Annotated in this window: 21 protein-coding genes; 9 read left to right on the top strand and 12 right to left on the bottom strand. The window is 67.0% G+C overall.

Annotated elements, in window-relative coordinates; translation table 11 throughout:
* Positions 1 to 50: 50 nt before the first annotated feature.
* Positions 51 to 1,052 carry an endonuclease/exonuclease/phosphatase family protein gene (locus ACGFNJ_RS08265; protein WP_393444832.1) on the top strand — a complete coding sequence of 334 codons (1,002 nt, stop codon included), beginning with the start codon at positions 51 to 53 and terminating at the stop codon, positions 1,050 to 1,052.
* A 57-nt stretch (positions 1,053 to 1,109) separates the two neighbouring features.
* Here the strand turns inward: ACGFNJ_RS08265 and ACGFNJ_RS08260 are convergent, their stop codons facing one another.
* The 4 genes from ACGFNJ_RS08260 to ACGFNJ_RS08245 all read right to left on the bottom strand — a co-directional run bounded on the left by ACGFNJ_RS08260 (position 1,110) and on the right by ACGFNJ_RS08245 (position 5,874).
* The gene (locus ACGFNJ_RS08260) at positions 1,110 to 2,549 is read right to left on the bottom strand and encodes a fatty acid desaturase (RefSeq protein WP_393444829.1); all 1,440 of its coding nucleotides are present in this window, start codon (positions 2,547 to 2,549) and stop codon (positions 1,110 to 1,112) included.
* A 69-nt stretch (positions 2,550 to 2,618) separates the two neighbouring features.
* Positions 2,619 to 3,776, bottom strand: coding sequence for a ferredoxin reductase (locus ACGFNJ_RS08255; protein WP_393444827.1), 1,158 nt, complete (start codon positions 3,774 to 3,776; stop codon positions 2,619 to 2,621).
* Between the two features lie 123 nt (positions 3,777 to 3,899).
* Positions 3,900 to 4,415, bottom strand: a complete 516-nt coding sequence (locus ACGFNJ_RS08250; protein ID WP_174567704.1) for a DUF6912 family protein — start codon at positions 4,413 to 4,415, stop codon at positions 3,900 to 3,902.
* A 40-nt stretch (positions 4,416 to 4,455) separates the two neighbouring features.
* Positions 4,456 to 5,874, bottom strand: coding sequence for a wax ester/triacylglycerol synthase family O-acyltransferase (locus tag ACGFNJ_RS08245; protein WP_393444824.1), 1,419 nt, complete (start codon positions 5,872 to 5,874; stop codon positions 4,456 to 4,458).
* Positions 5,875 to 6,055: 181 nt separating this feature from the next.
* Between ACGFNJ_RS08245 and ACGFNJ_RS08240 the strand changes: the two genes are divergently transcribed.
* From ACGFNJ_RS08240 to ACGFNJ_RS08230, 3 genes are all read left to right on the top strand, one after another.
* Positions 6,056 to 6,634: an Rv3235 family protein gene (locus ACGFNJ_RS08240; RefSeq protein ID WP_393444821.1), complete on the top strand. Its 579-nt coding sequence runs from the start codon at positions 6,056 to 6,058 to the stop codon at positions 6,632 to 6,634.
* A gap of 201 nt (positions 6,635 to 6,835) precedes the next feature.
* Positions 6,836 to 9,697, top strand: a complete 2,862-nt coding sequence (gene secA / locus ACGFNJ_RS08235; RefSeq protein WP_393444819.1) for a preprotein translocase subunit SecA — start codon at positions 6,836 to 6,838, stop codon at positions 9,695 to 9,697.
* A 166-nt stretch (positions 9,698 to 9,863) separates the two neighbouring features.
* Complete coding sequence (locus ACGFNJ_RS08230) at positions 9,864 to 10,262, top strand: YybH family protein (protein ID WP_393444817.1); 399 nt, start codon at positions 9,864 to 9,866, stop codon at positions 10,260 to 10,262.
* A 4-nt stretch (positions 10,263 to 10,266) separates the two neighbouring features.
* Here the strand turns inward: ACGFNJ_RS08230 and rsgA are convergent, their stop codons facing one another.
* The 3 genes from rsgA to ACGFNJ_RS08215 form a co-directional block, all read right to left on the bottom strand.
* Positions 10,267 to 11,253, bottom strand: a complete 987-nt coding sequence (gene rsgA / locus ACGFNJ_RS08225) for a ribosome small subunit-dependent GTPase A (protein ID WP_393445900.1) — start codon at positions 11,251 to 11,253, stop codon at positions 10,267 to 10,269.
* Positions 11,250 to 12,545, bottom strand: coding sequence for a 3-phosphoshikimate 1-carboxyvinyltransferase (aroA, locus tag ACGFNJ_RS08220; protein WP_393444815.1), 1,296 nt, complete (start codon positions 12,543 to 12,545; stop codon positions 11,250 to 11,252). Before aroA ends, rsgA begins: the two co-directional genes overlap by 4 nt.
* Positions 12,546 to 12,947: 402 nt before the next feature.
* Positions 12,948 to 14,456: an aldehyde dehydrogenase family protein gene (locus tag ACGFNJ_RS08215; RefSeq protein ID WP_393444813.1), complete on the bottom strand. Its 1,509-nt coding sequence runs from the start codon at positions 14,454 to 14,456 to the stop codon at positions 12,948 to 12,950.
* A 206-nt stretch (positions 14,457 to 14,662) separates the two neighbouring features.
* Here ACGFNJ_RS08215 and ACGFNJ_RS08210 point away from each other — a divergent pair, with 206 nt between their 5' ends.
* Positions 14,663 to 15,442 carry an SOS response-associated peptidase gene (locus ACGFNJ_RS08210; RefSeq protein ID WP_393444811.1) on the top strand — a complete coding sequence of 260 codons (780 nt, stop codon included), beginning with the start codon at positions 14,663 to 14,665 and terminating at the stop codon, positions 15,440 to 15,442.
* A gap of 29 nt (positions 15,443 to 15,471) precedes the next feature.
* On the opposite strand, the gene ACGFNJ_RS08205 is transcribed toward ACGFNJ_RS08210, so the two are convergent.
* Both ACGFNJ_RS08205 and ybaK read right to left on the bottom strand, forming a co-directional pair.
* A complete protein-coding gene (locus tag ACGFNJ_RS08205) occupies positions 15,472 to 15,798 on the bottom strand; it encodes a hypothetical protein (RefSeq protein WP_393444809.1) in 327 nt (108 codons plus the stop codon).
* A gap of 63 nt (positions 15,799 to 15,861) precedes the next feature.
* A complete protein-coding gene (gene ybaK / locus ACGFNJ_RS08200; protein ID WP_393444807.1) occupies positions 15,862 to 16,365 on the bottom strand; it encodes a Cys-tRNA(Pro) deacylase in 504 nt (167 codons plus the stop codon).
* A gap of 168 nt (positions 16,366 to 16,533) precedes the next feature.
* On the opposite strand from ybaK, the gene ACGFNJ_RS08195 reads away from it, so the two are divergent.
* Together ACGFNJ_RS08195 and rsrA are read left to right on the top strand one after the other, a co-directional pair.
* A complete protein-coding gene (locus ACGFNJ_RS08195) occupies positions 16,534 to 17,364 on the top strand; it encodes a sigma-70 family RNA polymerase sigma factor (RefSeq protein WP_393444805.1) in 831 nt (276 codons plus the stop codon).
* Between the two features lie 100 nt (positions 17,365 to 17,464).
* Positions 17,465 to 17,728 carry a mycothiol system anti-sigma-R factor gene (gene rsrA / locus ACGFNJ_RS08190; RefSeq protein WP_069163572.1) on the top strand — a complete coding sequence of 88 codons (264 nt, stop codon included), beginning with the start codon at positions 17,465 to 17,467 and terminating at the stop codon, positions 17,726 to 17,728.
* Between the two features lie 218 nt (positions 17,729 to 17,946).
* Here the strand turns inward: rsrA and ACGFNJ_RS08185 are convergent, their stop codons facing one another.
* On the bottom strand, positions 17,947 to 18,021 hold the full coding sequence (locus ACGFNJ_RS08185) for a 50S ribosomal protein bL37 (RefSeq protein WP_095887907.1): 75 nt from the start codon (positions 18,019 to 18,021) through the stop codon (positions 17,947 to 17,949).
* Positions 18,022 to 18,156: 135 nt separating this feature from the next.
* Between ACGFNJ_RS08185 and ACGFNJ_RS08180 the strand changes: the two genes are divergently transcribed.
* Positions 18,157 to 18,372 carry a biotin/lipoyl-binding carrier protein gene (locus ACGFNJ_RS08180; protein ID WP_393444803.1) on the top strand — a complete coding sequence of 72 codons (216 nt, stop codon included), beginning with the start codon at positions 18,157 to 18,159 and terminating at the stop codon, positions 18,370 to 18,372.
* Positions 18,373 to 18,394: 22 nt separating this feature from the next.
* Positions 18,395 to 19,909: a sensor histidine kinase gene (locus ACGFNJ_RS08175; protein ID WP_393444801.1), complete on the top strand. Its 1,515-nt coding sequence runs from the start codon at positions 18,395 to 18,397 to the stop codon at positions 19,907 to 19,909.
* Between the two features lie 135 nt (positions 19,910 to 20,044).
* Here ACGFNJ_RS08175 and ACGFNJ_RS08170 read toward each other — a convergent pair whose 3' ends face one another.
* Both ACGFNJ_RS08170 and ACGFNJ_RS08165 read right to left on the bottom strand, forming a co-directional pair.
* The gene (locus tag ACGFNJ_RS08170) at positions 20,045 to 20,299 is read right to left on the bottom strand and encodes a WhiB family transcriptional regulator (RefSeq protein WP_011211115.1); all 255 of its coding nucleotides are present in this window, start codon (positions 20,297 to 20,299) and stop codon (positions 20,045 to 20,047) included.
* Between the two features lie 252 nt (positions 20,300 to 20,551).
* Positions 20,552 to 21,496, bottom strand: coding sequence for a diacylglycerol/lipid kinase family protein (locus tag ACGFNJ_RS08165; RefSeq protein ID WP_393444798.1), 945 nt, complete (start codon positions 21,494 to 21,496; stop codon positions 20,552 to 20,554).
* Positions 21,497 to 21,545 lie beyond the last annotated feature (49 nt).

Below are 21,545 nucleotides of genomic sequence, written 5' to 3'. Positions count from 1 at the left end.
TTCGAATCTTCGCCTACCTTTCGCCTTCCCAACGAACGGAGTTTTGGATCATGCGATTATGCAAGACGATGCTCACCGCGCTGCTACTGGCGAGCATCGTCACTGTGGGGGGTGCGCCGGCGGCCCATGCCGACGACGACAAGCGCGTGCGCGTGCTGACCTGGAACATATTTCACGGCGGTCGCGAACCAACCCCTGCCAACCTCAACGACCTGATCGATCAGGTCATCGACATCAAACCGGATGTGTTCTTCGCCGTAGAGACCTACGGCTCCGGCGAAACGATCACCGACGCGTTGACCACACGCGCGCACAACGGCCGCTACACCGGCGTGAAAATCACCGACCGCCCCGCAGGCAGCGACAACCTCTGGATCTTCACCAAATACGACGTCGTCGCGACCTACCCGAAGCCGCAAGGCGGCCCGGCGAGCGACTTCAACCTCGGCGGCGTACGGGTGAAGGTGCCGCAGCGGGGTGAGCTGAATCTGTTTGCCACCTGGCTGACCTACACCGACCCGTGGGACGGCTACCTCATCGACGAGAACGCGATCGACCTGCGCGACGGGCGCACGCCACGCCACTCCGTCGACGATGTGGTGCGCGCCGAGCGGGCACAAACCCAGTACATCACCGACATCATCAACACCCAGCTGCCGAAGATGCTGGCAGGCAACACCGCGCCGGTCCTGCTCGGCGGCGACTTCAACACGCTGCCCGCCGCGGACTGGACACCGGATCAGGGCAAGTGCCCCAACCACTTCGGCGCGAGCTACCCGTTGCGCGCGACGAAGGTTGTCACCGACGCAGGCTTCGTGGACACTTTCCGCGCGGCGAATCCGGATGTCTGCTCGGCGCCGGGCCGCACCTGGAGCCCGCTACCCACCGAGAAGCTGATCACCCAGCAGCGGATCGACTTCGTCTTCGCGCGTGGCCCGGTCGAGGTGCGTGCGTCGCGCATCGTCGACAAGCGGATGCCCAAGCACGGTGCAGGTGAGTTCTACTCCGACCACGCCGCCGTCGTCAGCGACCTGAACGTGCGCTGGCAGTAGACCGTCATCGATGCACAAAGCCGGGAGCGGCAGGCTCCCGGCTTTGTGCTCGATTACTCAGCGGCGCTTGCGATTACGCCACATCGCCCGCTCGCGTACGGCCTTGCGGCGCAGCGAAGCCTGCTCCTGGCGGGCCCGATCCTGCAGCGCGAGGGTGGCCTCGCGCAGCACGACCTTCTCGTGCTCGGCCTTCTCGCGCAGCGCGCGTTTGGCCTCGCGGAGCATCTCCTTCTCCTGGCGTGCCTTCTCCTTGAGCACCACCTTGGCCTCGCGCATGGCCGAGCGCAGCCCGCGCCGCTGCCCGGTCTCCGGGTCGACGCCGAGCCAGTGCGCGGTGTCCGAACTCGGCAGCGACGGCAGCGTGATGCCTGCGAACTTGCGCTCCGAGGAGGTCTCCGGCGCGTTGTCGGAGGTGGCCTTGAGGAACCGATCCGGAAGGGCGAGCTTGTGGATGGTCCGGAAGGCGAGCAGGTACTGCTTGCCGAGCGAGCCGGTGGTGTAGGGCAGGTCGTACTTGTCGCAGAGTTCGCGCACCCGCACCGCGACCTCCGAGTACCGGTTGCTCGGCAGGTCGGGGAACAGGTGGTGCTCGATCTGGTAGCAGAGGTTGCCGCTCATGAAGGCCATCACCGGCCCCGCCTTGAAGTTGGCACTGCCGAGCATCTGCCGCAGGTACCACTCGCCGCTGGTCTCACCCTCGAGCTGTTCGATGGTGAATTTCTCTGCGCCGTCAGGGAAGTGGCCGCAGAAGATCACCGCGTACGCCCAGAGGTTGCGCACCAGGTTGGCGGTCGCGTTGGCTTTGAGCGTCTGCTTGAACGCCGGGCCGGTGAGGGCCGGGTAGAGCAGGTAGTCCTTGGTCACCTGGCGGGCGATCTTGCGGCCGAAGTCCACGTTCGGCTTCGACATGACCTCCCAGCGCGGGGTTTTGGACAGCTCCTTCTCGATGCTCCAGTCGTGCAGCGCGATGCCCCACTCGAAGGTGGCCGCGAGCACCAGGTTCGCCAGCGGCTGCACCAGGTGGATCGGCCTCCACGGCTCGTCGCGGGTCATCCGCAGGATGCCGAAGCCGAGGTCCTCGTCCTTGCCGAGCACATTGGTGTAGGTGTGATGGGAGTAGTTGTGCGCCCGCCGCCACTGCGACGAGGGGCCCGTCATATCCCATTCCCACGAGCTGGAGTGGATCTCCGGATCGTTCATCCAGTCCCACTGCCCGTGGCCGACATTGTGCCCGAGCTCCATGTTCTCGATGATCTTGGCGACGGACAGCAGCGCGGTACCGGTGAGCCAGGCCCAGCGGTTGCGGCTGCCGAACAGCACCGCGCGCCCGGCCACCTCGAGGCCACGCTGCGCGGCGATGGTGCGCCGGATGTACTTCGCGTCACGTTCGCCGCGAGATTGTTCCACCGAGCGCCGGATCGAATCGAGCTCCTGACCCAGTGTCTCGATGTCGGCCGCCGTGAGGTGGGCGAACGCCTGAATATCGGTGATGGCCACCGGGGTCCTTTCCCTCTCGATTTGATTCGAGGGTACCTAAGGCATGCCTGCCTCAGTGTTACCCAGGTCTCACACGTCGAGCGTGCAGTTGCCCGCCGCGGCCGAAATGCAGGTCTGCACCTTGTCGCCCTCGCGGTGCTCGTCGCCGTTGCGCAGATCACGCACATGCCCGGAACTCAGTGTGACGACACAGGTTTGGCAGATGCCCATGCGGCAGCCGAACGGCATCTGCACGCCTGCGGCCTCGCCCGCCTCGAGCAGGCTGGTCGCGCCGTCCACCTCGGCGGTCCGGCCGGTCTTGCCGAAGGTAACGGTGCCGCCCTCGCCGACCGCGCCTCGCTCGATCTCGAACCGCTCCACGTGCAGCTTGTCCGCGATACCCGCGTCGCGCCAATGATGTTCGATCTCGTCGAGCATCGCGGCAGGGCCACAGGCCCAGGTGTCGCGCTCACGCCAGTCCGGGAACTTCGTGTCGAGCTCGGCCAGCGCGAACTTGCCGTGGTCGCCGGTGAGATGCAAGTGCGAGGTGAATGTCGGGTGCCGGTCGTGCAGGTCGCGCAGCTCGGCGCCGAACATGACGTCCTCGGCGGTGCGCGCGGAGTGCTGGTGCACCACGTCGGTGACCATGCCGCGGCGGTCCATCGCGCGCAGCATCGACATCACCGGGGTGATGCCGCTGCCCGCGGTCAGGAACAGCACCTTCGGCGGCGGCGGGTAGGGCAGCACGAAGCCGCCCTGCGGCGCGGCGAGCCTGACCACGGCGCCCACCGGAACGCCGCTGACCAGATGGCTGGACAGGAAGCCCTCCGGCATCGCCTTGACGGCGATCGAGATGACTCGCTTGCCACCCGCGCCGGGATCCGACCAGTTCGGCGGACAGGTCAGCGAGTAGGAGCGCCAATGCCAGCGTCCGTCGATCAGCACGCCGATGCCGATGTACTGGCCCGGTTGGTATTTGAAGTCGAAGCCCCACCCCGGCTTGATCACCAGGGTCGCCGAATCGGCGGTCTCCTTGCGCACGTCGACGACGCGCCCGCGCAGCTCGCGTGCCGACCACAACGGGTTGGCCAGGTGCAGATAATCATCAGGCAGCAGCGGGGTGGTGACCCTCGCGACCGCGCCCCGCAGCACGTTCAATCTGCCGCCACGCTCGGCGACGCTCGCCGCGGGCGCCTCCAGCCATTCCCGGACGCCCCGCACGGAAAATCCCCCTCGTTTCGAGCTCATCGCTGCCGTTCGTCTTCCTGTCGTCGGATGCGCTGCCGCGCCGCCACCCAGCCAGGTTACGGCATCGTAGGTTAGCCGGGGCGGCGCGTGGCGGGTGCCACAGGTCTCAGCGCGGTGGTGTACTCAGAGCAGCTCGAGCAGGAACGGCAGCTCCTGCGCGGCGTACCAGGCGAGCTGGTGGTCCTCGGCATCGCCGAGCACGAACTCGGCGTCGGTGTCGCCGAGGTCGGCGGCGTCGACCACGTCGACCGCCTTGGCCACCTCGGGTTCGGCCTCGACCAGGTCGACGTGCACCGAGCCGATCTGGTCATAGGTCACCGGCCCGGTCAACCGCACGACGGCGTCGTCGAGGTCGGGGCGCAGCGTCACGCCGGTGACGTCGGCGGCGACCACCGCGCGCCGGTACACCGGCCTGCCGCTCGCCACCGGTTCGGCGTCGTCGGCCGGTTCGGCGTCGTCGATCTCGTCCCGCTCCGCGGCGAGCAGCCGCAGCGAGGCGCGGGCGGCCTCGCCCATTGCCACCTCGGCCAGCTCCTCGTCGTCGCCGGACGCGTACGCCTCGCGCAGCGCCGGTGTCACCGCGAAGGCGGTGCCGCCGACCGGGCGCAATTCCCGGTTCGCGACGAGCTCGCGCAGCATCGGCACCGTCGCGGGAATGTAGACCCGCACTTTCCCCTGATCAGACGCAGGCACCGAGCATCTCCTCCATGGAATCGCGCACCGACGCGGCCAGCACGCCGATGTCGGCCATCGCGTCGCGGTCGGCGTTGAGTCCATAGAACACGTGCCCGTCATAGGACGTGATCCCGATACTCGAGGCCTGGTTGCGCAGCAGTGGCGACACCGGATACATCTCCAGCATCCGCGCGCCGCCGATGAACATCGGCGTCTGCGGACCCGGCGCGTTGGTGATCACCAGATTGAATGTGTGTTCTGCGAACGTACTCGCCGCACGCACGCTCATCGCATGCAGGCTCGCCGGAGCGAACCCGGCAAGGTGCACCAGCGTGCGGGCCTTGACCCCGCGGTGCTGCCTGCCGTTGGCCTCGGTGGCGTGCGCGATGTGCGAGAGACGCATCACCGGGTTGGGTTCGCCGACCGGCAGGTCGATCAGGAACGAGGACACCTCGCTCGTCGGCTCCAGCCGATCACTCGCTGTCCCTTCGACATACACCGACATCGGCACCACGGCCCGCAGCGTTGTCGATTCGGTCAGCGCCTCGCCCCGCGACAGCAGCCAGTTGCGCAGCGCGCCGGTGACCACCGCGAGGATGACGTCGTTGATCGAGCAGTCGAAGCGCTTGCGAATCTTGCGGTAGTCCTCCAGATCGGTGCGCATCACATCGAAGCGCCGGTTGCGCGAGGTGCGCGCGTTCAGGGGGCTGTCCGGCGCGCCGGTCGTCGCGGCGCGCACCGCGCCGACGACCGAGTCCATCGCGCGGCCCGCCGCGCCGATCACGCCGAACGCACGCCCGCTGGCATTGCGGAACACATCGAGCGCTTCGCGCGGCTGCGCCGCCAGGTGGGTCAGCGCGCCGACCAGCAACTCCACCTCGTTGGGTTCGCGCGGCGCATGCCAGGCGTCATCGGCCAGCTCCCGCGGTGACGGGCCGGTGTCGAGGATGACGTGGCCGATCTCCAGCGCGGTGTTCCCGTCGACCAGTGCCGAATGCGTCTTGGTGAAGATCGCGCAGCGGCCCTCGGACAGGCCCTCGATCAGGTACATCTCCCACAGCGGCCTGCTCTGATCCAGCGGCCGCGAGGACAGCCTGGCCACCAGCTCGTGCAGCTGCTCGTCGGTGCCAGGGGTCGGCAGGGCGGAGCGCCGGATGTGATAGGTGATGTCGAACTGGCTGTCCTCCACCCACACCGGGCGGCCGAGAGCGAACGGAATCTCGCGCACTTTGCGGCGATAGCGGGGGACCAGCGAGAGCCTGGCCTCCACGAGATCGAGCAGCCGGTCGTAGTCGAGGACCGGTTCGGCCTCGGCGCCGGGCTCGGTGGTTCGGACGATCGCGAGGGAGCCGATATGGATCGGATTGCTGCTCGACTCGAGCCGATAGAACGACGCGTCCTGCGGCGTCAGTCTCGTGATCACGCTGCCAGGTGCTCCTTCTCCGCTGCCGTCCACGCCTATTGTGCTGGCGCCACAAGGATTCAGACCGTCCGTTGTGGCGTATTCGGTGAAATCGGCGTTCCCCTTGTCCCGGTGTCTGCTTGCGTGGCAAGCTGTCTGACTCGAGCTCGGGGCACTCGATTCGATCACAGGGGGACTACGGATGCACAGTCGACGGCCGTCGCTTTCACCTGCTCCGCACATCGAGCCGCCCCTGGACTGTGACCGAGGAACCCGGGGTCGGGATCAGCCGACCGGGCCGGGTGCTCAGGGAAACAGTGGGCGGCCGGAGATGCTGTCGCCGCGGGCGGCGTTGCCCTGCCGTCGTCGTCTACCGTCGCACAGCGGATCAGCTACCGGGGGCGCGGCCCGACGCGCCCGACACGACGGACGGTCTTCATCGTACGGGACCGACGGTGAGACCGGCTCGGCAGCAAGACGATTCGCGGAGAGTTCGCTGCGGCTGGTGCTCGAGGTGCTTGACGGCAAGCGCGGCGCGACGCAGCTGCGGCCGCTCGCCGCGCCGTCGGTGCTCGCCGCCATCGAAACACTCGCGCGGACCGGCCAGCACAGCCGCGCACTCGGTCCTGCCCTCTTGACCACCCTCGGGGTCGAACTGATCGCGCCGAACACCGCGGAGGTGTACGGCAGATACCAACGCGGACCTCGGTCGTTCGCGGTTGCTGCCCGCGTTGTTCTGCACCGGGCAGGCTGGCAGCTGACCGCGTTCCGCGTACTGTGAATACCAAGGCGGACGACACGGCATGGGCCGGTGCGGTGCGAACGTTGCTGCTCGGCGGCACCTACGATCGGCACCGCATTACCATGAAGCGTGCAGCGGATCCGCGCTCCCGCGCGAGCCCGCACGCCGAGGCCGTGTATCGCCAAGCGGCCCGGCGCCGACGACACGAATGACACACCGACCAGAGGACTGACGAGACCCGTGCCTGCGCTGACACTGACGAGGTTGCTACGGATTGGTGAGGGTCGCATGGTCAAGCGGCTCGCCAACTTCGCCGATCAGGTTCTCGACCTCGAGTCGGACTACGAGCAGCTGACCGATGCCGAGCTGCGCGGTAAGACCGACGAGTTCCGTGAGCGCTACTCGGAGCTGTACGAGGCGGGCGACGCCGATCCGCTCGGCCGCTTGATGGCCGAGGCGTTCGCGGTCGCGCGCGAAGCCTCGTGGCGCGTGCTGAACCAGAAGCACTACAAGGTGCAGATCATGGGCGGCGCCGCACTGCACACCGGCAACATCGCCGAGATGAAGACCGGTGAAGGTAAGACGCTCACCTCGGTGCTGCCCGCCTACCTCAACGCGCTCAGCGGCGACGGCGTGCACATCGTCACCACCAACGACTACCTCGCCAAGCGCGACTCCGAGTGGATGGGCCGCGTGCACCGCTACCTCGGCCTCGACGTCGGCGTGATCCTGTCCGGCATGACGCCTGCGCAGCGACGCGACTCGTACAACGCCGACATCACCTACGGCACCAACAACGAGTTCGGCTTCGACTACCTGCGCGACAACATGACGCACTCGCTGGACGATCTGGTGCAGCGCGGGCACAACTTCGCCGTGGTCGACGAGGTCGACTCCATCCTGATCGACGAGGCGCGCACGCCGCTGATCATCTCCGGCCCCGCCGACGCCTCCAGCAAGTGGTACGCCGAATTCGCGCGCATCGCACCGCTGTTGAAGAAGGACCTGCACTACGAGGTCGACATCAAGAAGCGCACCATCGGCGTGCACGAGGCGGGCGTCGAGTTCATCGAGGACCAGCTCGGCATCGACAACCTGTACGAGGCCGCGAACTCGCCGCTGGTCAGCTACGTGAACAACGCGATCAAGGCCAAGGAGCTCTACACCCGCGACAAGGACTACATCGTCCGCGACGGCGAGGTGATCATCGTCGACGAGTTCACCGGTCGCATCCTGGTCGGTCGCCGCTACAACGAGGGCATGCACCAGGCGATCGAGGCCAAAGAGGGCGTGGAGATCCAGCCCGAGAACCAGACGCTGGCCACCATCACCCTGCAGAACTACTTCCGCCTCTACGACAAGCTGTCCGGCATGACCGGTACCGCCGAGACCGAAGCGGCCGAGCTGCACCAGATCTACAGCCTCGGCGTCGTCCCGATCCCGACCAACCGGCCGATGGTCCGCCAGGACCAGTCCGACCTGATCTACAAGACCGAAGAGGCCAAGTTCGCGGCCGTCGTCGACGACGTCACCGAGCGGCATCAGCGGGACCAGCCGGTGCTGATCGGCACCACCAGCGTCGAGCGCTCGGAGTACCTGTCCAAGCAGTTCACCAAGCGCGGCATCGCGCACACCGTGCTCAACGCGAAGTTCCACGAGAACGAGGCCGCGATCATCGCCGAGGCCGGCCGGCCCGGCGCGGTCACCGTCGCGACCAACATGGCCGGTCGTGGTACCGACGTCGTGCTCGGCGGTAACCCCGACATCATCACCGACCTCATCCTGCGCAAGGAAGGCCTCGACCCGGTCGAGACGCCGGACGCCTACCAGCAGGCCTGGCTGCCGACACTGGAGCAGGTCAAGTCGCAGACCAAGGCGGACGCCGACATCGTGCGCGAGGCGGGCGGGCTCTACGTGCTCGGCACCGAGCGCCACGAATCGCGCCGTATCGACAACCAGCTGCGTGGTCGTGCCGGCCGTCAGGGTGACCCCGGCGAATCCCGGTTCTACCTGTCGCTGGGTGACGAGCTGATGCGCCGCTTCAACGGCGCCGCGCTCGAGGCGATCATGACCAGGCTCAACCTGCCCGACGATGTGCCGATCGAGGCCAAGATGGTCTCCAAGGCGATCAAGAGCGCGCAGACCCAGGTCGAGCAGCAGAACTTCGAGATCCGCAAGAACGTGCTCAAGTACGACGAGGTGATGAACCAGCAGCGCACCATCATCTACACCGAGCGCAACCGGATCCTGCGTGGCGAGGACATGGAGGGCCAGGTCCAGGAGATGATCACCGACGTGGTCACCGCCTATGTCAACGGCGCCACCGCGGAGGGCTACGTCGAGGACTGGGATCTGGACAAGCTGTGGACGGCGCTCAAGACGCTGTACCCGGTCCAACTCAGTTACCGGGACCTGACCGGCGATACCGCGGTCGGCGAGGCGGGCGACCTCACCCGCGAGGAGTTACTCGAGGCGCTGCTCGACGACGCGCACGACGCCTACGAACGGCGCGAGGCCGAGATCGACGGGCTGGCAGGCCAGGGCAGCATGCGCAATCTCGAACGCCAGGTGCTGCTTTCGGTGCTCGACCGCAAGTGGCGTGAGCACCTCTACGAGATGGACTACCTCAAGGAAGGCATCGGTCTGCGCGCCATGGCGCAGCGCGACCCGTTGGTCGAGTACCAGCGGGAGGGCTTCGACATGTTCTCGGCGATGCTCGAGGGCCTGAAGGAGGAGTCGGTCGGCTTCCTGTTCAACCTGCAGGTCGAGGTGCAGCAGCCGCAGCCGGAGGGTGTGTCGGTCGACGCGGGCCTGCGCTCGCCGGTCGGTGCGATGGCCGCGCCGCGTCCGCTGCCCACCGACGAGCAGCCGGTCGGCAACGGCAGTGCCGCCCCGGCGGCGTTGCGTGCCAAGGGCATCGACGAGCGCAGCCAGCGTGGCTTCAGCTACTCCGGTCCGGACGAGGGTGGCCACACCGCGGTGCACAGCGACCGGGAGGAATACGGCGACGCAGGCGAACCGAGCACCCGTCGCGAGCGCCGCGAGGCCGCCCGCGCGGAGGCGAAGGGCAAGCGGGCGCCGAAGCCGCGTCGTCGGCACTGAGAGCTGTTCGAAGGCGCCCACGGACTCGAAGTCCGTGGGCGCCTTCGTCGTTGGTCGGCGGGGTGCGTGACGTACTGAAATTCCTGGTCAGGCGACCTGGGCAGCGAAGATCTTATTTGCACTGAACAGGCACGGCGCTCAGCGAAGTGGCGTAGGTTCTTGCGGCGTGGACCGCAGCACAGTAGAGGCATGGGTCGGCGCTTACGAACGAGCTTGGCGATCGCCGGGCACGGACACTCTCGGCGACCTGTTCGCTCCCGACATCGGATACCTGGTCTCCCCGTGGGCGGAGCCGCTCACCGGCCTACCTGCTTTGGCCACGTTCTGGGAATCCGGCCGCGACGGCCCGGACGAAACCTTCACCATGGACCCCGAAGTGGTTGCGGTAGACGGCCTCACCGCTGTCGTCCGCGCGGAAGTCGACTACCCCGACCAGCCTGCCCGCTGGCGCGACCTCTGGATCCTGCGCTTCGCCCCGGACGGCCGCTGCACCTGGTTCGAAGAATGGCCCTTCGCCCCCAACCAACCCGACGGCCAGGACCACACCACCGCAGTGCGCGACTGACCCGCTACCAGTTTTCGTTGGTGTTGAGGGCGGTGAGCAGCAGGCGGATGGCGGCTACTCGGCGCTCTTTGCCCGGCAGCTGGTCCAGGGCGCACTCGGGGTCGGCGGGTGGGCCGAGGTGGGTGCAGCCGCGGGGACAGTCCTCGATGGCGACGGCGAGGTCGCTGAAGGCGGCGACCACGTCGTCGGGGGTGATGTGGGCCAGGCCGAAGGAGCGGACGCCGGGGGTGTCGATGACCCAGCCGCCGTCGGGGAGCGGCAGGGCCACCGACTGGGTGGAGGTGTGCTTGCCCTTGCCGACGCCGGAAACCTCGCCGACGGCTCGATAGGCGTCCGGCACAAGGCGATTCACCAGGGTCGACTTGCCGACGCCGGAATGGCCGATGAAGGCGGTGAGGCGGTCGTTCAGAAGTTCGAGGATCGGCTCCAGTGGATCCTCGATGCCGCCGTAGACGATGGTGAGGTCGAGATCGGCGAAGGCGGCGGCGAATTCGGATTCAGCGGCCAGGTCGCGCTTGGTCAGGCACAGCACCGGGCGCAGGCCGCCCGCGTAGGCGGCGACCATGCACCGCTCGACGAAACCGGTACGCGGCGGCGGGTCGGCGAGGGCGACGACGATGAACAGTTGCTCGGCATTGCCGACGACGATCCGTTCGAACGGATCGGTGTCATCTGCGGTGCGCCGCAACACCGTTCGGCGGTCGGTGACGCGGACGATGCGGGCGAGCGAGTCGGGTTTGCCGGACAGGTCGCCGACCACATCCACCTGATCGCCGACCACGATCGGGGTACGGCCGAGCTCCCTGGCGCGCATGGCGACGAGATGCCGGTTCGGGTCGCCGCCGAGCACGCAGCCCCAACGGCCGCGATCGACCGACACCACCATCGCGGATTCCGCATCACTGTGCTGCGGACGGGTTTTCGTGCGCGGACGCGAACTCTTGCCCGGGCGCACCCGGACGTCGGATTCGTCGTACTCGCGCTTCCTCAGCGCGCAGTCCCTTGTACGGCGCCGCTCGGATCGAGCATCTGCTCCCACAGCGCAACGAAATTCGGCAGGGTCTTGGCGGTGGTGCCGATGTCCTCGATCTCGATCCCAGGCACCCGCAGTCCGAGAATCGCTCCGGCCGTTGCCATTCGGTGGTCGGCATAGGAATGCCAACGGCCACCGTGCAATTCGGCGGGCACGATCTCCAGCCCGTCCTCGGTCTCGGTGACCTTGCCGCCGAGCCGGTTGATCTCGGTGGACAGTGCGGCGAGCCGATCGGTCTCGTGCCCGCGCAGATGCGCGATGCCGCGCAGCCAAGAGGGGGAGTCCGCCAGCGCGGCCAGCGCCGCGACCGTCGGGGTCAGCTCGCCGACATCGTGCAGGTCGATGTCGATGCCCGCCAAGCGATCCGGACCGCGCACCGTCAGCACGCCGTCGAAGATGCGCGCCTCGGCGCCCATCCGGACCAGGATCTCGCGAATCACGTCACCGGGCTGAGTGGTGAGCCGCGGCCAATGCGGGATCTTCACCTCGCCGCCGGTGACGGCAGCGGCCGCCAGGAACGGCGTCGCGTTGGACAGATCCGGCTCCACATCCCAGTCGACCGCGCGAATGGGACCGGGCGACACCGTCCAGGTCTGAGCTTTGCGGCTGTTCGCGGGCGCCTGCACCTGCACGTCGGCACGCCGCAGCATCTCGACCGTCATCTCGATGTGCGGCATCGACGGCAACGCCTTGCCGTCGTGATGCACGGTCAAACCCTCGTCGAAGCGGGCCGCCGACAGCAGCAGGCCCGACACGAACTGCGAGGAACCCGAGGCGTCGATGGTCACCGTTCCGCCGCGCAGCGCGCCCTTACCGTGCACCGTGAACGGCAGCGCGGCGCCGTCGATATCGGCGCCGAGACTGCGTAGCGCGTCCAGGATCGTGCTGAGCGGACGGACCCTGGCCTGCGCGTCGCCGTCGAACGCCACGTCACCCGCGGCCAGCGCCGCAACCGACGGCAGGAACCGCATCACCGTGCCTGCGAGCCCACAGTCGACCGCGCCGCCGGTCAGCGCGGCGGCCGGGGTGACGGTCACCGTGTCGGCATCACCCTCGATGGTGGTGCCGAGCGCCCGCAACGCGGCGATCATCAAATTGGTGTCTCGGCTGCGCAGCGCGCCGGTGAGGGTCGAAGGCCCATCGGCTAAGGCAGCCAGGATCAAGGCCCGGTTCGTGATCGACTTCGATCCAGGCAGGGTCACGGTCGCGTGCACAGGGACATCGACATAGGGCGCTGGCCAGAAACTCACCTGTCCATCTTCTCAGTTCCACGTAGCGGACACGCGGGCGGCGTCTGATTTGCAGCGCCTGCGGCGCTGCGTGTTCGCGGCCTCCTCGGTCCCGCGTCCGAGTGGTCGAGACTTGCGCCTGCGGCGCGTGCGCTTCGACCGCTCGAACGCGGGACGGGCCGCGAACGACGCTCGGAAGACTCGCGCTGTGGTGGTTGGTTGTGTTGTGGCCGTGCTGATCTCAGGTGGACGGTATCGTCGGTGCGCTTGGCGTCGGCGTGATGTCGTGGTGCTGCCGTGCGCAAATGTGGTTGGGCTGGGGTGATTTCGGTTCTGTGCTGGGATCCCATTGCGCGCAAGAGGTTTCGCGAACGCGGACGACCCCGCGCACGCGGGCGCGGGGTCGTCCGGGTGGAACCTCGTTTACTTGTGCCTGCCGTGCAGGAACGGCACCAGGCGGCGGAGCAGTTTCATCGTCGAGTCGGTGCGCGAGTAGCTGAGCAGCGCCATGCCGGGAATTGCGAAGCGCTGCACCGCGATCGAGTGCGGCCGGGTGAATTCGCGCAGGCCGGGCTCGCCGTGGATGCGGCCGATGCCGGAGTCACCGACGCCGCCGAACGGCAGGCCGGGGATGGCGGCGAAGGCGAGCACCGAGTTGACCGAGGTGGCGCCGACGCGCAGCCTGCGTGCGATGTCGAGGCCGTTCTTCTTCGAGAACACCGCCGAGGACAGCCCGTACTTGGAGTCGTTGGCCAGTTCGACCGCCTCGTCGACGCCGTTCACGGTGCGAATGGTGAGGGTCGGACCGAAGGTCTCCTCCTGTACCGCCTCGGAGCTCTCGTCGACGTCGACGAGCACGACCGGCTCGATGAACGGCGCCTTGACGGAGTCGACGCCGCCGAGCACGGCGGTGCCGCCCTTCTTCAGCGCGTCTTCGATGTGGCGGCGCACGATGTCGATCTGGCTCGGCATGGTCATCGGGCCGTAGGCGGCGTCGTCGCCGGAGCCGGGGCCGACCTTCTCCAGGATCTTCTTCACCTCGGCGACGAATTCGTCGCGCACCGACCGGTCGACGTACACCCGCTCGACGCCTGCGCAGGTCTGGCCGCTGTTGGCGGTGGCGCCCCAGGCGACCGCGTCGGCGGCGGCCTTCACGTCCGCGTCGCCAGCGACGATCACCGCGTCCTTGCCGCCGCATTCCAGCAGCACCGGGGTGAGGGTGTCGGCCGCGGCGGCCATGATCCGTTTGCCGGTCGCGGTGGAGCCGGTGAATGCGATCTTGTCGACACCGGCCTTGACGAGCGCAGCGCCGGTGGCGCCGTACCCGTTGATGGTGCTGAAGACGCCCTCGGGCAGTTCGGGGTTGGCCTTGGCGAACGCGGCGGCCAGGAAGTTGCCGATGCTGGTCGAGTACTCACTCGGCTTGAACACCACGGCGTTGCCCGCGGCCAGCGCGTAGGCGATGGACCCGTTGGGGGTGTAGACCGGGTAGTTCCACGGACCGATCACGCCGACGACGCCGAGCGGGCGCTGTTCGATCCGTGCCGCGAAGTTCGACATGAACGCGCCGGGCGAGACCTTCTTGGGCGAGAGGATCTTCTTGGCGTTCTTGGCCGCCCAGGCGATGTGCTCGAGCGCGAGCATGAGTTCGAGGAAGGAGTCGTCGAGCGGCTTGCCGTTCTCGGCGTGGATCAGCCTGCAGAACTCGTCGGAGTCCGCGACCAACCGGCTCGACCAGCGCAGCAGGTGCGTGCGCCGCTCGTCGTAGCTCAGCGCGCCCCAGGTGGCCGCGGCGGCGCGCGCCTTGGCGACGGCCGCGCGCACCGCGTCCTCGTCTGCGATCGGGTGGGTCCCGATGACCTCGCCCGTCGCGGGATTGACCGATGTGAGCGCCGTGTCGTGGTCGGCCGGTTTGATGTCGGTGGATGTCACGATGAGTCTCTCCTCTTGCCGGTGGGGTGCTCGGGATACCCGTCGATCCCTGGGCTCCTCGTGGTGGCCGGTCGGTGCGCAGCGTCGTCAGACGGGCACGATGATGACCCATCCTTGAGAGGATGTTAGGTCAAAACTCTCACACAGTCACCAGCTATGTATCAATTGTCCCCGAGACTGTCGGTGTCCGGTGGGAGTATCGAGATATGTGCGGACGATATGCGACCACGACAGACCCCGGCCGGCTCGCGGTCGAGCTGGATGCGATCGATGAGACCGAAAGCGCTGCGGGCAATTTCACCAACTACAACGTCGCGCCGACGACCCAGATTCTCACGGTCGTCGAACGGCACGAACACGGGCACAAGGACGACGAGCCCAAGTTGCGGCTGCGCCGGATGCGCTGGGGCTTGATTCCGGTGTGGACCAAAGCGGCCGAACCGGGTGTTCCGGTCAAGGGCAAGCCGCTGTTCAACGCCCGCGCGGACAAGGCGGCGACCACCAATTCGTTCCGTGACGCCGTGAAATACCGGCGCTGCCTGATCCCGATGGACGGCTGGTACGAATGGGTCGTCGAGCCGGACGCCGGGGCGAAGGGCAAGGTGGCCAAGCACCCGTTCTTCATGTCGCAGGCCGACGGTTCCCGGCTGTATATGGCCGGTTTGTGGTCGGTGTGGCGGGACCGCTCGCTTGCCGAGAGCGAGCCGCTGCTGTCCTGCACCATCCTGACCACCGACGCGATCGGCGACCTCACCCGCATTCACGACCGGATGCCGCTGCCGATGCCGAGGGAGCACTGGGACGCGTGGCTCGATCCGGATCATCCCGCGCCTGCCGGCCTGCTGGAGACGCCGAGCGAAGAGGTGATCGCCGGGATCACCGCGCGGCCGGTGCCGTCGCTGGTGAACAGCGTGAAGAACAACGGGCCGGAACTGCTGGCCGAGGTGTCCGAAGACGAGAAAGCCGGGCAGATCAGCTTGCTCTGATCGCCCGGCCTGGTCTCGCGGTCACTGCCTCAGATCGAACACTTCACTGCGTCGGTCGCGATGTTCAGCGCGCACTTGAAGGTATTGGTGACCAGATCGATGACATCGTTGGCAATGCCGCCGCCGAGCTTCTCGGCCTTCTCGGCTGACTTGTCCGGCTTGTTGGCGCCGCCCGGTGCGCCGGGCGCGCTCGGGGTGTCATCCTTGCTCAGCCCGTCGAAGGGGAGCGCGATCTGGGTCGCGGACGGTGGTGCGGCCGTCGCCGTCGGAGCTGTCAGCGCGAGCACACCCAGCGCTAGGCAGAGAGTTCCGAGCAGGGCGACGACCATGGTGCGCACACGCGGTGGCGTGGACATTTCGCATCACATCCTCGAGTCGGACGAATCTGGCCCCACCATTGACGCACAGGTTGTGCCGAATCAGCCGGATTGACCGGTTCTCACCGTGGCGGTCACCGCCGAGGTCAGCCGGATCAGGTCGGCCGGCGCCACCTCGATCTCCAAGCCGCGCCTCCCCGCACTGCACAGCACCCGATCCCAGGTCAGCGCCGAATCGTCGACGACGGTCGGCAACAGCTTGCGCTGACCGAGCGGCGAGATGCCGCCGAGCACGTATCCGGTCGTCCGCTCGGCCTTCGTCTTGTCGGCCATGCTCGCCTTCGCGACACCGAGTGCGGCCGCTGCGGCCTTGAGCGACAACGTGTTCGGCACCGGAAGCACTGCGACGGCGAGCGAGCCGTTCGCCAGTTCGAGCACCAGCGTCTTGAAGATCTGCGCCGCATCGAGCCCGAGTTCCGCCGCGAGTGCGTCGACCGCCTCGGTGCCGTAGGAATCCGCGCGCGGGTCGTGTTTATAGGCGTGCACCCGATGGGCCACTTTCGCCTGGGTCAGGGTCCGGATCGCCGGAGTCGAGGCAGCTGCCATGGCGGACACCTTAACGACGCGGTGCGCGGCGATGAACGGGCGCGGCCGGGGAATCGCCGCGGGAACAGAGGGCGTGGCACGCATGTTGCAAGCAAATACATAGCGCTCGAAGGGGCCTGATCGTCCCTTCACCGCCCGCGAATCGCCACCGTGAACGACGCAAAGGAGATGTCGGTGTCTGTCTTGCTCGACGAACGTCCGGTATGGACGCAAACGCCACCGACGGAAGCCGGGTTCCCTGTCGCATTGCCACTGCCGGTAGATTTGGCAGGTACGGCGATCGAAGGGACAGGTGTGACGAGCGACCATGCGGCGCGAGCGACGGGCCCGGAGGCGGCAGCGGAGCAGGACCACGGACAGGCCGGCGAGTTGGACAGTGATGTGGTGACCGGCGGCGCCGGCGCCGCGGTCGACGACACGGAGTTGGCTCAGCGGTTCGAGCGTGACGCGCTTCCCTTGCTCGACCAGCTCTACGGTGCCGCGTTGCGGATGACCAGGAACCCGGCCGACGCCGAGGACCTGGTGCAGGAGACCTACGTCAAGGCGTTCCAGGGCTTCAAGTCCTTCAAGGAGGGCACCAACCTCCGTGCCTGGCTGTATCGGATCCTGACCAACACCTACATCAACTCCTACCGCAAGAAGCAGCGTCAGCCCGCGCAGTATCCGACCGACGAGATCACCGACTGGCAGCTGGCGGCCACCGCCGAGCACACCTCGCAGGGTCTGCGCTCGGCCGAGGTCGAGGCGCTGGACGCGCTCCCCGACGACGACATCAAGGCCGCGTTGCAGGAGCTGCCGGAGGAATTCCGGATGGCCGTGTACTACGCCGATGTCGAAGGCTTTCCATATAAGGAAATCGCCGACATCATGGGCACCCCCATCGGTACGGTGATGTCCCGGCTGCACCGAGGCCGCAAGCAGCTCAAGGGTTTGCTCGCCGATGTGGCGCGCGAACGCGGATTCAACCGTTCGGGGGAACGCCAGGAGGTTAAGCAGTGAGCGAGCGTCAGCGAGCGAACCGACGCTACAGCGCGCCCGTGGGCGCGACGGAGCCGAGCGTCAGCGAGGCGGAGTCGTGAGCACGGAGCGGGACCCCGATATGGACCTCGACTGCACCGCCGTCCTCACGGATATCTGGCTGATGCTCGATGGTGAGTGCAACGACGAGACGCGCGCTCGGTTGCAGCATCACATGGATCACTGCTCGCCGTGCATCGAGGCGTACGGCGTCGAGGAGAAGATCAAGCGGATGCTGAGCCGCAAGTGCGGCGGCGACCGGGCTCCCGACGCGCTGCGCGAGCGGTTGACCATCGAGATCCGTCGCACGGTCACGGTCACCGAGATCGAGACATCCGAGTCCTGAGTAACGCCCGCGCGGCCACCTCGCCGACTCACGCACCCACGACGGAGCGAGTCTTACGAGCGACCGGTTCGCGGCCGTCTTGCGTCTCAGCTGTCGAAGCGCATGCGCCGCAGGCGCGAGTCTCGACAGCTGAGACGCAAGACTAAGGGGCCGCGAACAACGCCGCGGCCCCGCGGCCAAAAGCACAGCCGCTCTGCGTTTTTCGTCCGAGCCGTGGCTCAGGCGTTTGGCCGCTTGCCGTGGTTGGCCGCGCTGCCCTTACGACTACGCTTCTTACGTCCGCGCTTACCCATAGGTAGTCTCCCTTCTGATTGAAGGCCATTGTTTCATGTGTGGTTGGCTGTACCTGCAGCGGATGCGCGCCGTACGGCTGGGCTTGTCGAACCCACCCGAGCGTGCCGCCCGACCAACCGAGTGAATGGGGTGTCATGGCTGAGGAAGTGCTCGCCGAGCTGGTGTCGGTTGTGTATCAGGTCGTGGTCGCCGAGGGCGACGAGGTCGAAGAGGGCGACACGCTGGTCATACTCGAGTCGATGAAGATGGAGATTCCGGTGCTCGCCGAGGTCGGCGGCACGGTGACCTCGATCGGCGTCAAAGAGGGCGACGCGATCAAGGCCGGTCATCTAATCGCTGTCATCTCCTGATCGATTGCGGCGGTAGACCTACATGGCGACCCTGAGTGAACTGTTAGCCGAGCACACCGACCTACCCGGCGTCGCCGTGGATCATCTGCAGCGCGTGGTGGGTGATTGGCAGTTGCTCTCCGACCTGTCCTTTGCCGATCTGCTGCTGTGGGTCGGTGCCGGACCGATCGCGGAGGGCGCCGACATCGTCTGTGTCGCGCAATGCCGCCCGACCACCGCGCCGACCGTGCATCAGGAGGATCTGGTCGGCACCTTGGCCCTGCAGGCCGATCACCCACAAGTGTTCGACGCGTTGATGTCCGGCAAGATCGTCCGCGCCGACCGCGATGTCGAGACCTCCGGCGTCTATCACCCCACACCGGTGCACGCGGTGCGCGAGGCCATTCCGGTGCGCTGCGGCGACGACGTGATCGCGGTGCTCAGCAGGGACACCGATGTGCAGCGGTCTCGGGTGCGCAGCACCCTCGAGATCGCCTATGTCGCTTGTGCCGACGATCTGTGCCAGATGATCGCCGACGGCAGCTTCCCGACCACCGAGGACCGCGCGGCCACCCATTCCAGCCCGCGCGCCGGTGACGGCTTCATCCGCCTCGACACCGAGGGCATCGTCGTCTACGCCAGCCCGAATGCCCTGTCCGCCTATCACCGGATGGGCTTGCAGGCCGACCTCGCGGGCCAGGATCTCGCGGTGCTCACCCGCTCGCTGATCACCGACCCGTTCGACGCCCAAGAGGTGGTCGGCGACATCCAGGCCGCGCTTGCGGGCCGCACCGGCCGCAGGATGGAGGTCGAGGCGCGCGGGGCGACCGTGTTGCTGCGCACCCTGGTGCTGCGGCCGCACGGCGAATTGGCCGGTGCCGCAGTGCTGGTCCGCGATGTGACCGAGGTGAAGCGCCGCGATCGCGCGCTGCTCAGCAAGGACGCCACCATCCGCGAGATCCACCACCGGGTGAAGAACAACCTGCAGACCGTCGCCGCGCTGCTTCGCCTGCAGGCGCGGCGAACCGAGAACGAGGAGGCGCAGGTCGCGCTTACCGAGTCGGTGCGCAGGGTCACCTCGATCGCGTCGGTGCACGAGATGCTGTCGATGTCGGTGGACGAAGAGGTCGACCTGGACGAGGTGGTCGATCGGCTGCTGCCGATCATGGCCGATGTGGCGACCGTGCACACCGCGCGGATCAAGGTGCGCCGCGCCGGATCGCTCGGTGTCTTCTCTGCCGAACGCGCGACGCCGCTGGTGATGGTGCTGACCGAACTGGTGCAGAACGCGATCGAGCACGCCTTCGATTCCGGCGAGAACGGCACGGTGACAATCCGTTCCGAGCGGTCGGCGCGCTGGCTCGACGTGATCATCAGCGACGACGGCCGCGGCCTGCCGACCGGATTCAGCCTGGAATCCTCCGACCGGCTCGGATTGCAAATCGTGCGCACGCTGGTGACCGCCGAACTGGGCGGTTCTATCGGTCTGCACCCCGGCGCCGACATCGGAACCGATGCCGTGCTTCGTGTTCCGCTCGGCAGGCGTTCCGGTCGTTAGTCGCCTATCACAGACCGCTTAGTTGGTCGTTTCGTTATAGGCGTTGTGGCACAAGAGAGCCCGGCACCTCGAAGGTGCCGGGCTTAAATGCGTTTACCGGACGAGGGCTGAATGCCCGGTAAAACCGAACGTCTGCTAGACGACGGTGCGGGTGCGCGTGCGTGCGTTGCGACGCTTGAGCGCCCGGCGCTCGTCCTCACTCATACCGCCCCACACGCCGGCATCCTGTCCGGACTTCAGGGCCCAGGACAGGCAGTCAGCGGTAACGGGGCAGCGAGCGCAGACCAGCTTGGCATCGGCAATCTGCGCGAGCGCAGGACCACTGTTACCCACCGGGAAAAACAGCTCGGGGTCCTCGTCGCGACAGATGGCCTTGTGGCGCCAGTCCATTCCTCTGCTCCTTTGCTGGGCGCCGCAAAGGGCGCCGACGGTTTGTGGATCGTTCACTTGTGCGACTCGAATGTTTCCGCACGGTTGCTTGTGAATGCTTTCACGAACACCGTAGATGTCAATAGGTATCTGGTGCACCGTGGGGAAGCTCACGCTCTATCGGCCCCCACATGGGGAACCTGCCCGGTCCTTTGTACTCGCTCTACCCAGTTTTCGCAGCACAACCACGATGTTTTTCGTGCGATTCCTGCATCACTCCGGTCGCGGCGCCACGACATCCAGGACGGCGGGCACGGCCGTGAAATCCACCACGTTGCGCTTCCCGATAAAGTCGCCATCGATTTGCAGACCGACGGGTTCCTTCGTCTCGATGCGCACGGACGGAACGTTGTCTTCGCGAAACAAATTGCGAGACTTGGGATTTCCGTCGGCCGCCAACAGCTGCCTGGCGAGGAGCAGTGTAGGCAGCACTGCCATCGAACGCACGGCAAACACGCCGAGACCGGTTTCGAATCTTGTGCCGGGGTTCGTGTGGACCGGGGTGGTGTTGAGGTAGGTCCACGGTGTCGTGTTCGTTACGAAGGCGTAATGCACGCCACTCACTGGTTCGTAGCCAGGGATCTCGACTTCGACGGTCGGCGCGTTGCGCTTGGCCCGGAAGAATTGTCGCACTGTTGTTCGAAGATATCGGGCCGGGGTCGCCGTTTTACCGCGCGCGCGGCTGGCATCGATCGCCTCGCACACATCCGCGTCCAGGCCGACGCCCGCGCTGAAGGTGAACCAGCGATCATCGGCGAGGCCGAGCCCGATGCGGCGGTCCCGGTCCAGCGTGAGCAGGTCGATCAGCTGGTTGGTCGCGGTGACCGGATCCGGCGAGATGCCGAGTGCGCGCGCGAACACATTGGCCGAGCCGCCGGGGATCACGCCTAGGCGCGGCAGCCACGCCTGACCGTCGTTGAGTTCGGGTAGCGGCAGGAAGCCGTTGATGGTTTCGTTGACCGTCCCGTCGCCGCCGTGCACGACGATCAGGTCCATCTCGTTGGTTGCGGCCCACTGCGCCAATTCGGCCGCGTGGCCGCGATGCTGGGTGTGCGCGACGGTCAGCTGCGTGCGACTCTCCAGCGCGTGTGCCAACAGGTCACGAGTCGCCGGAGTGGTCGAGGTGGCATTCGGATTGACGATCAGCAGCGTCCGCACAATGCGCAGCCTAATCGCCAGCGTCGAAGGGTCCGAAAAGCCGCTGAAC

The sequence above is a fragment of the Nocardia sp. NPDC049149 genome, from assembly GCF_043197455.1.
In the GTDB taxonomy this organism is placed as follows: Bacteria; Actinomycetota; Actinomycetes; order Mycobacteriales; family Mycobacteriaceae; genus Nocardia.
Note: the sequence above shows the minus strand (reverse complement) of the source record. Positions and strands in the feature narration are given on the sequence as shown.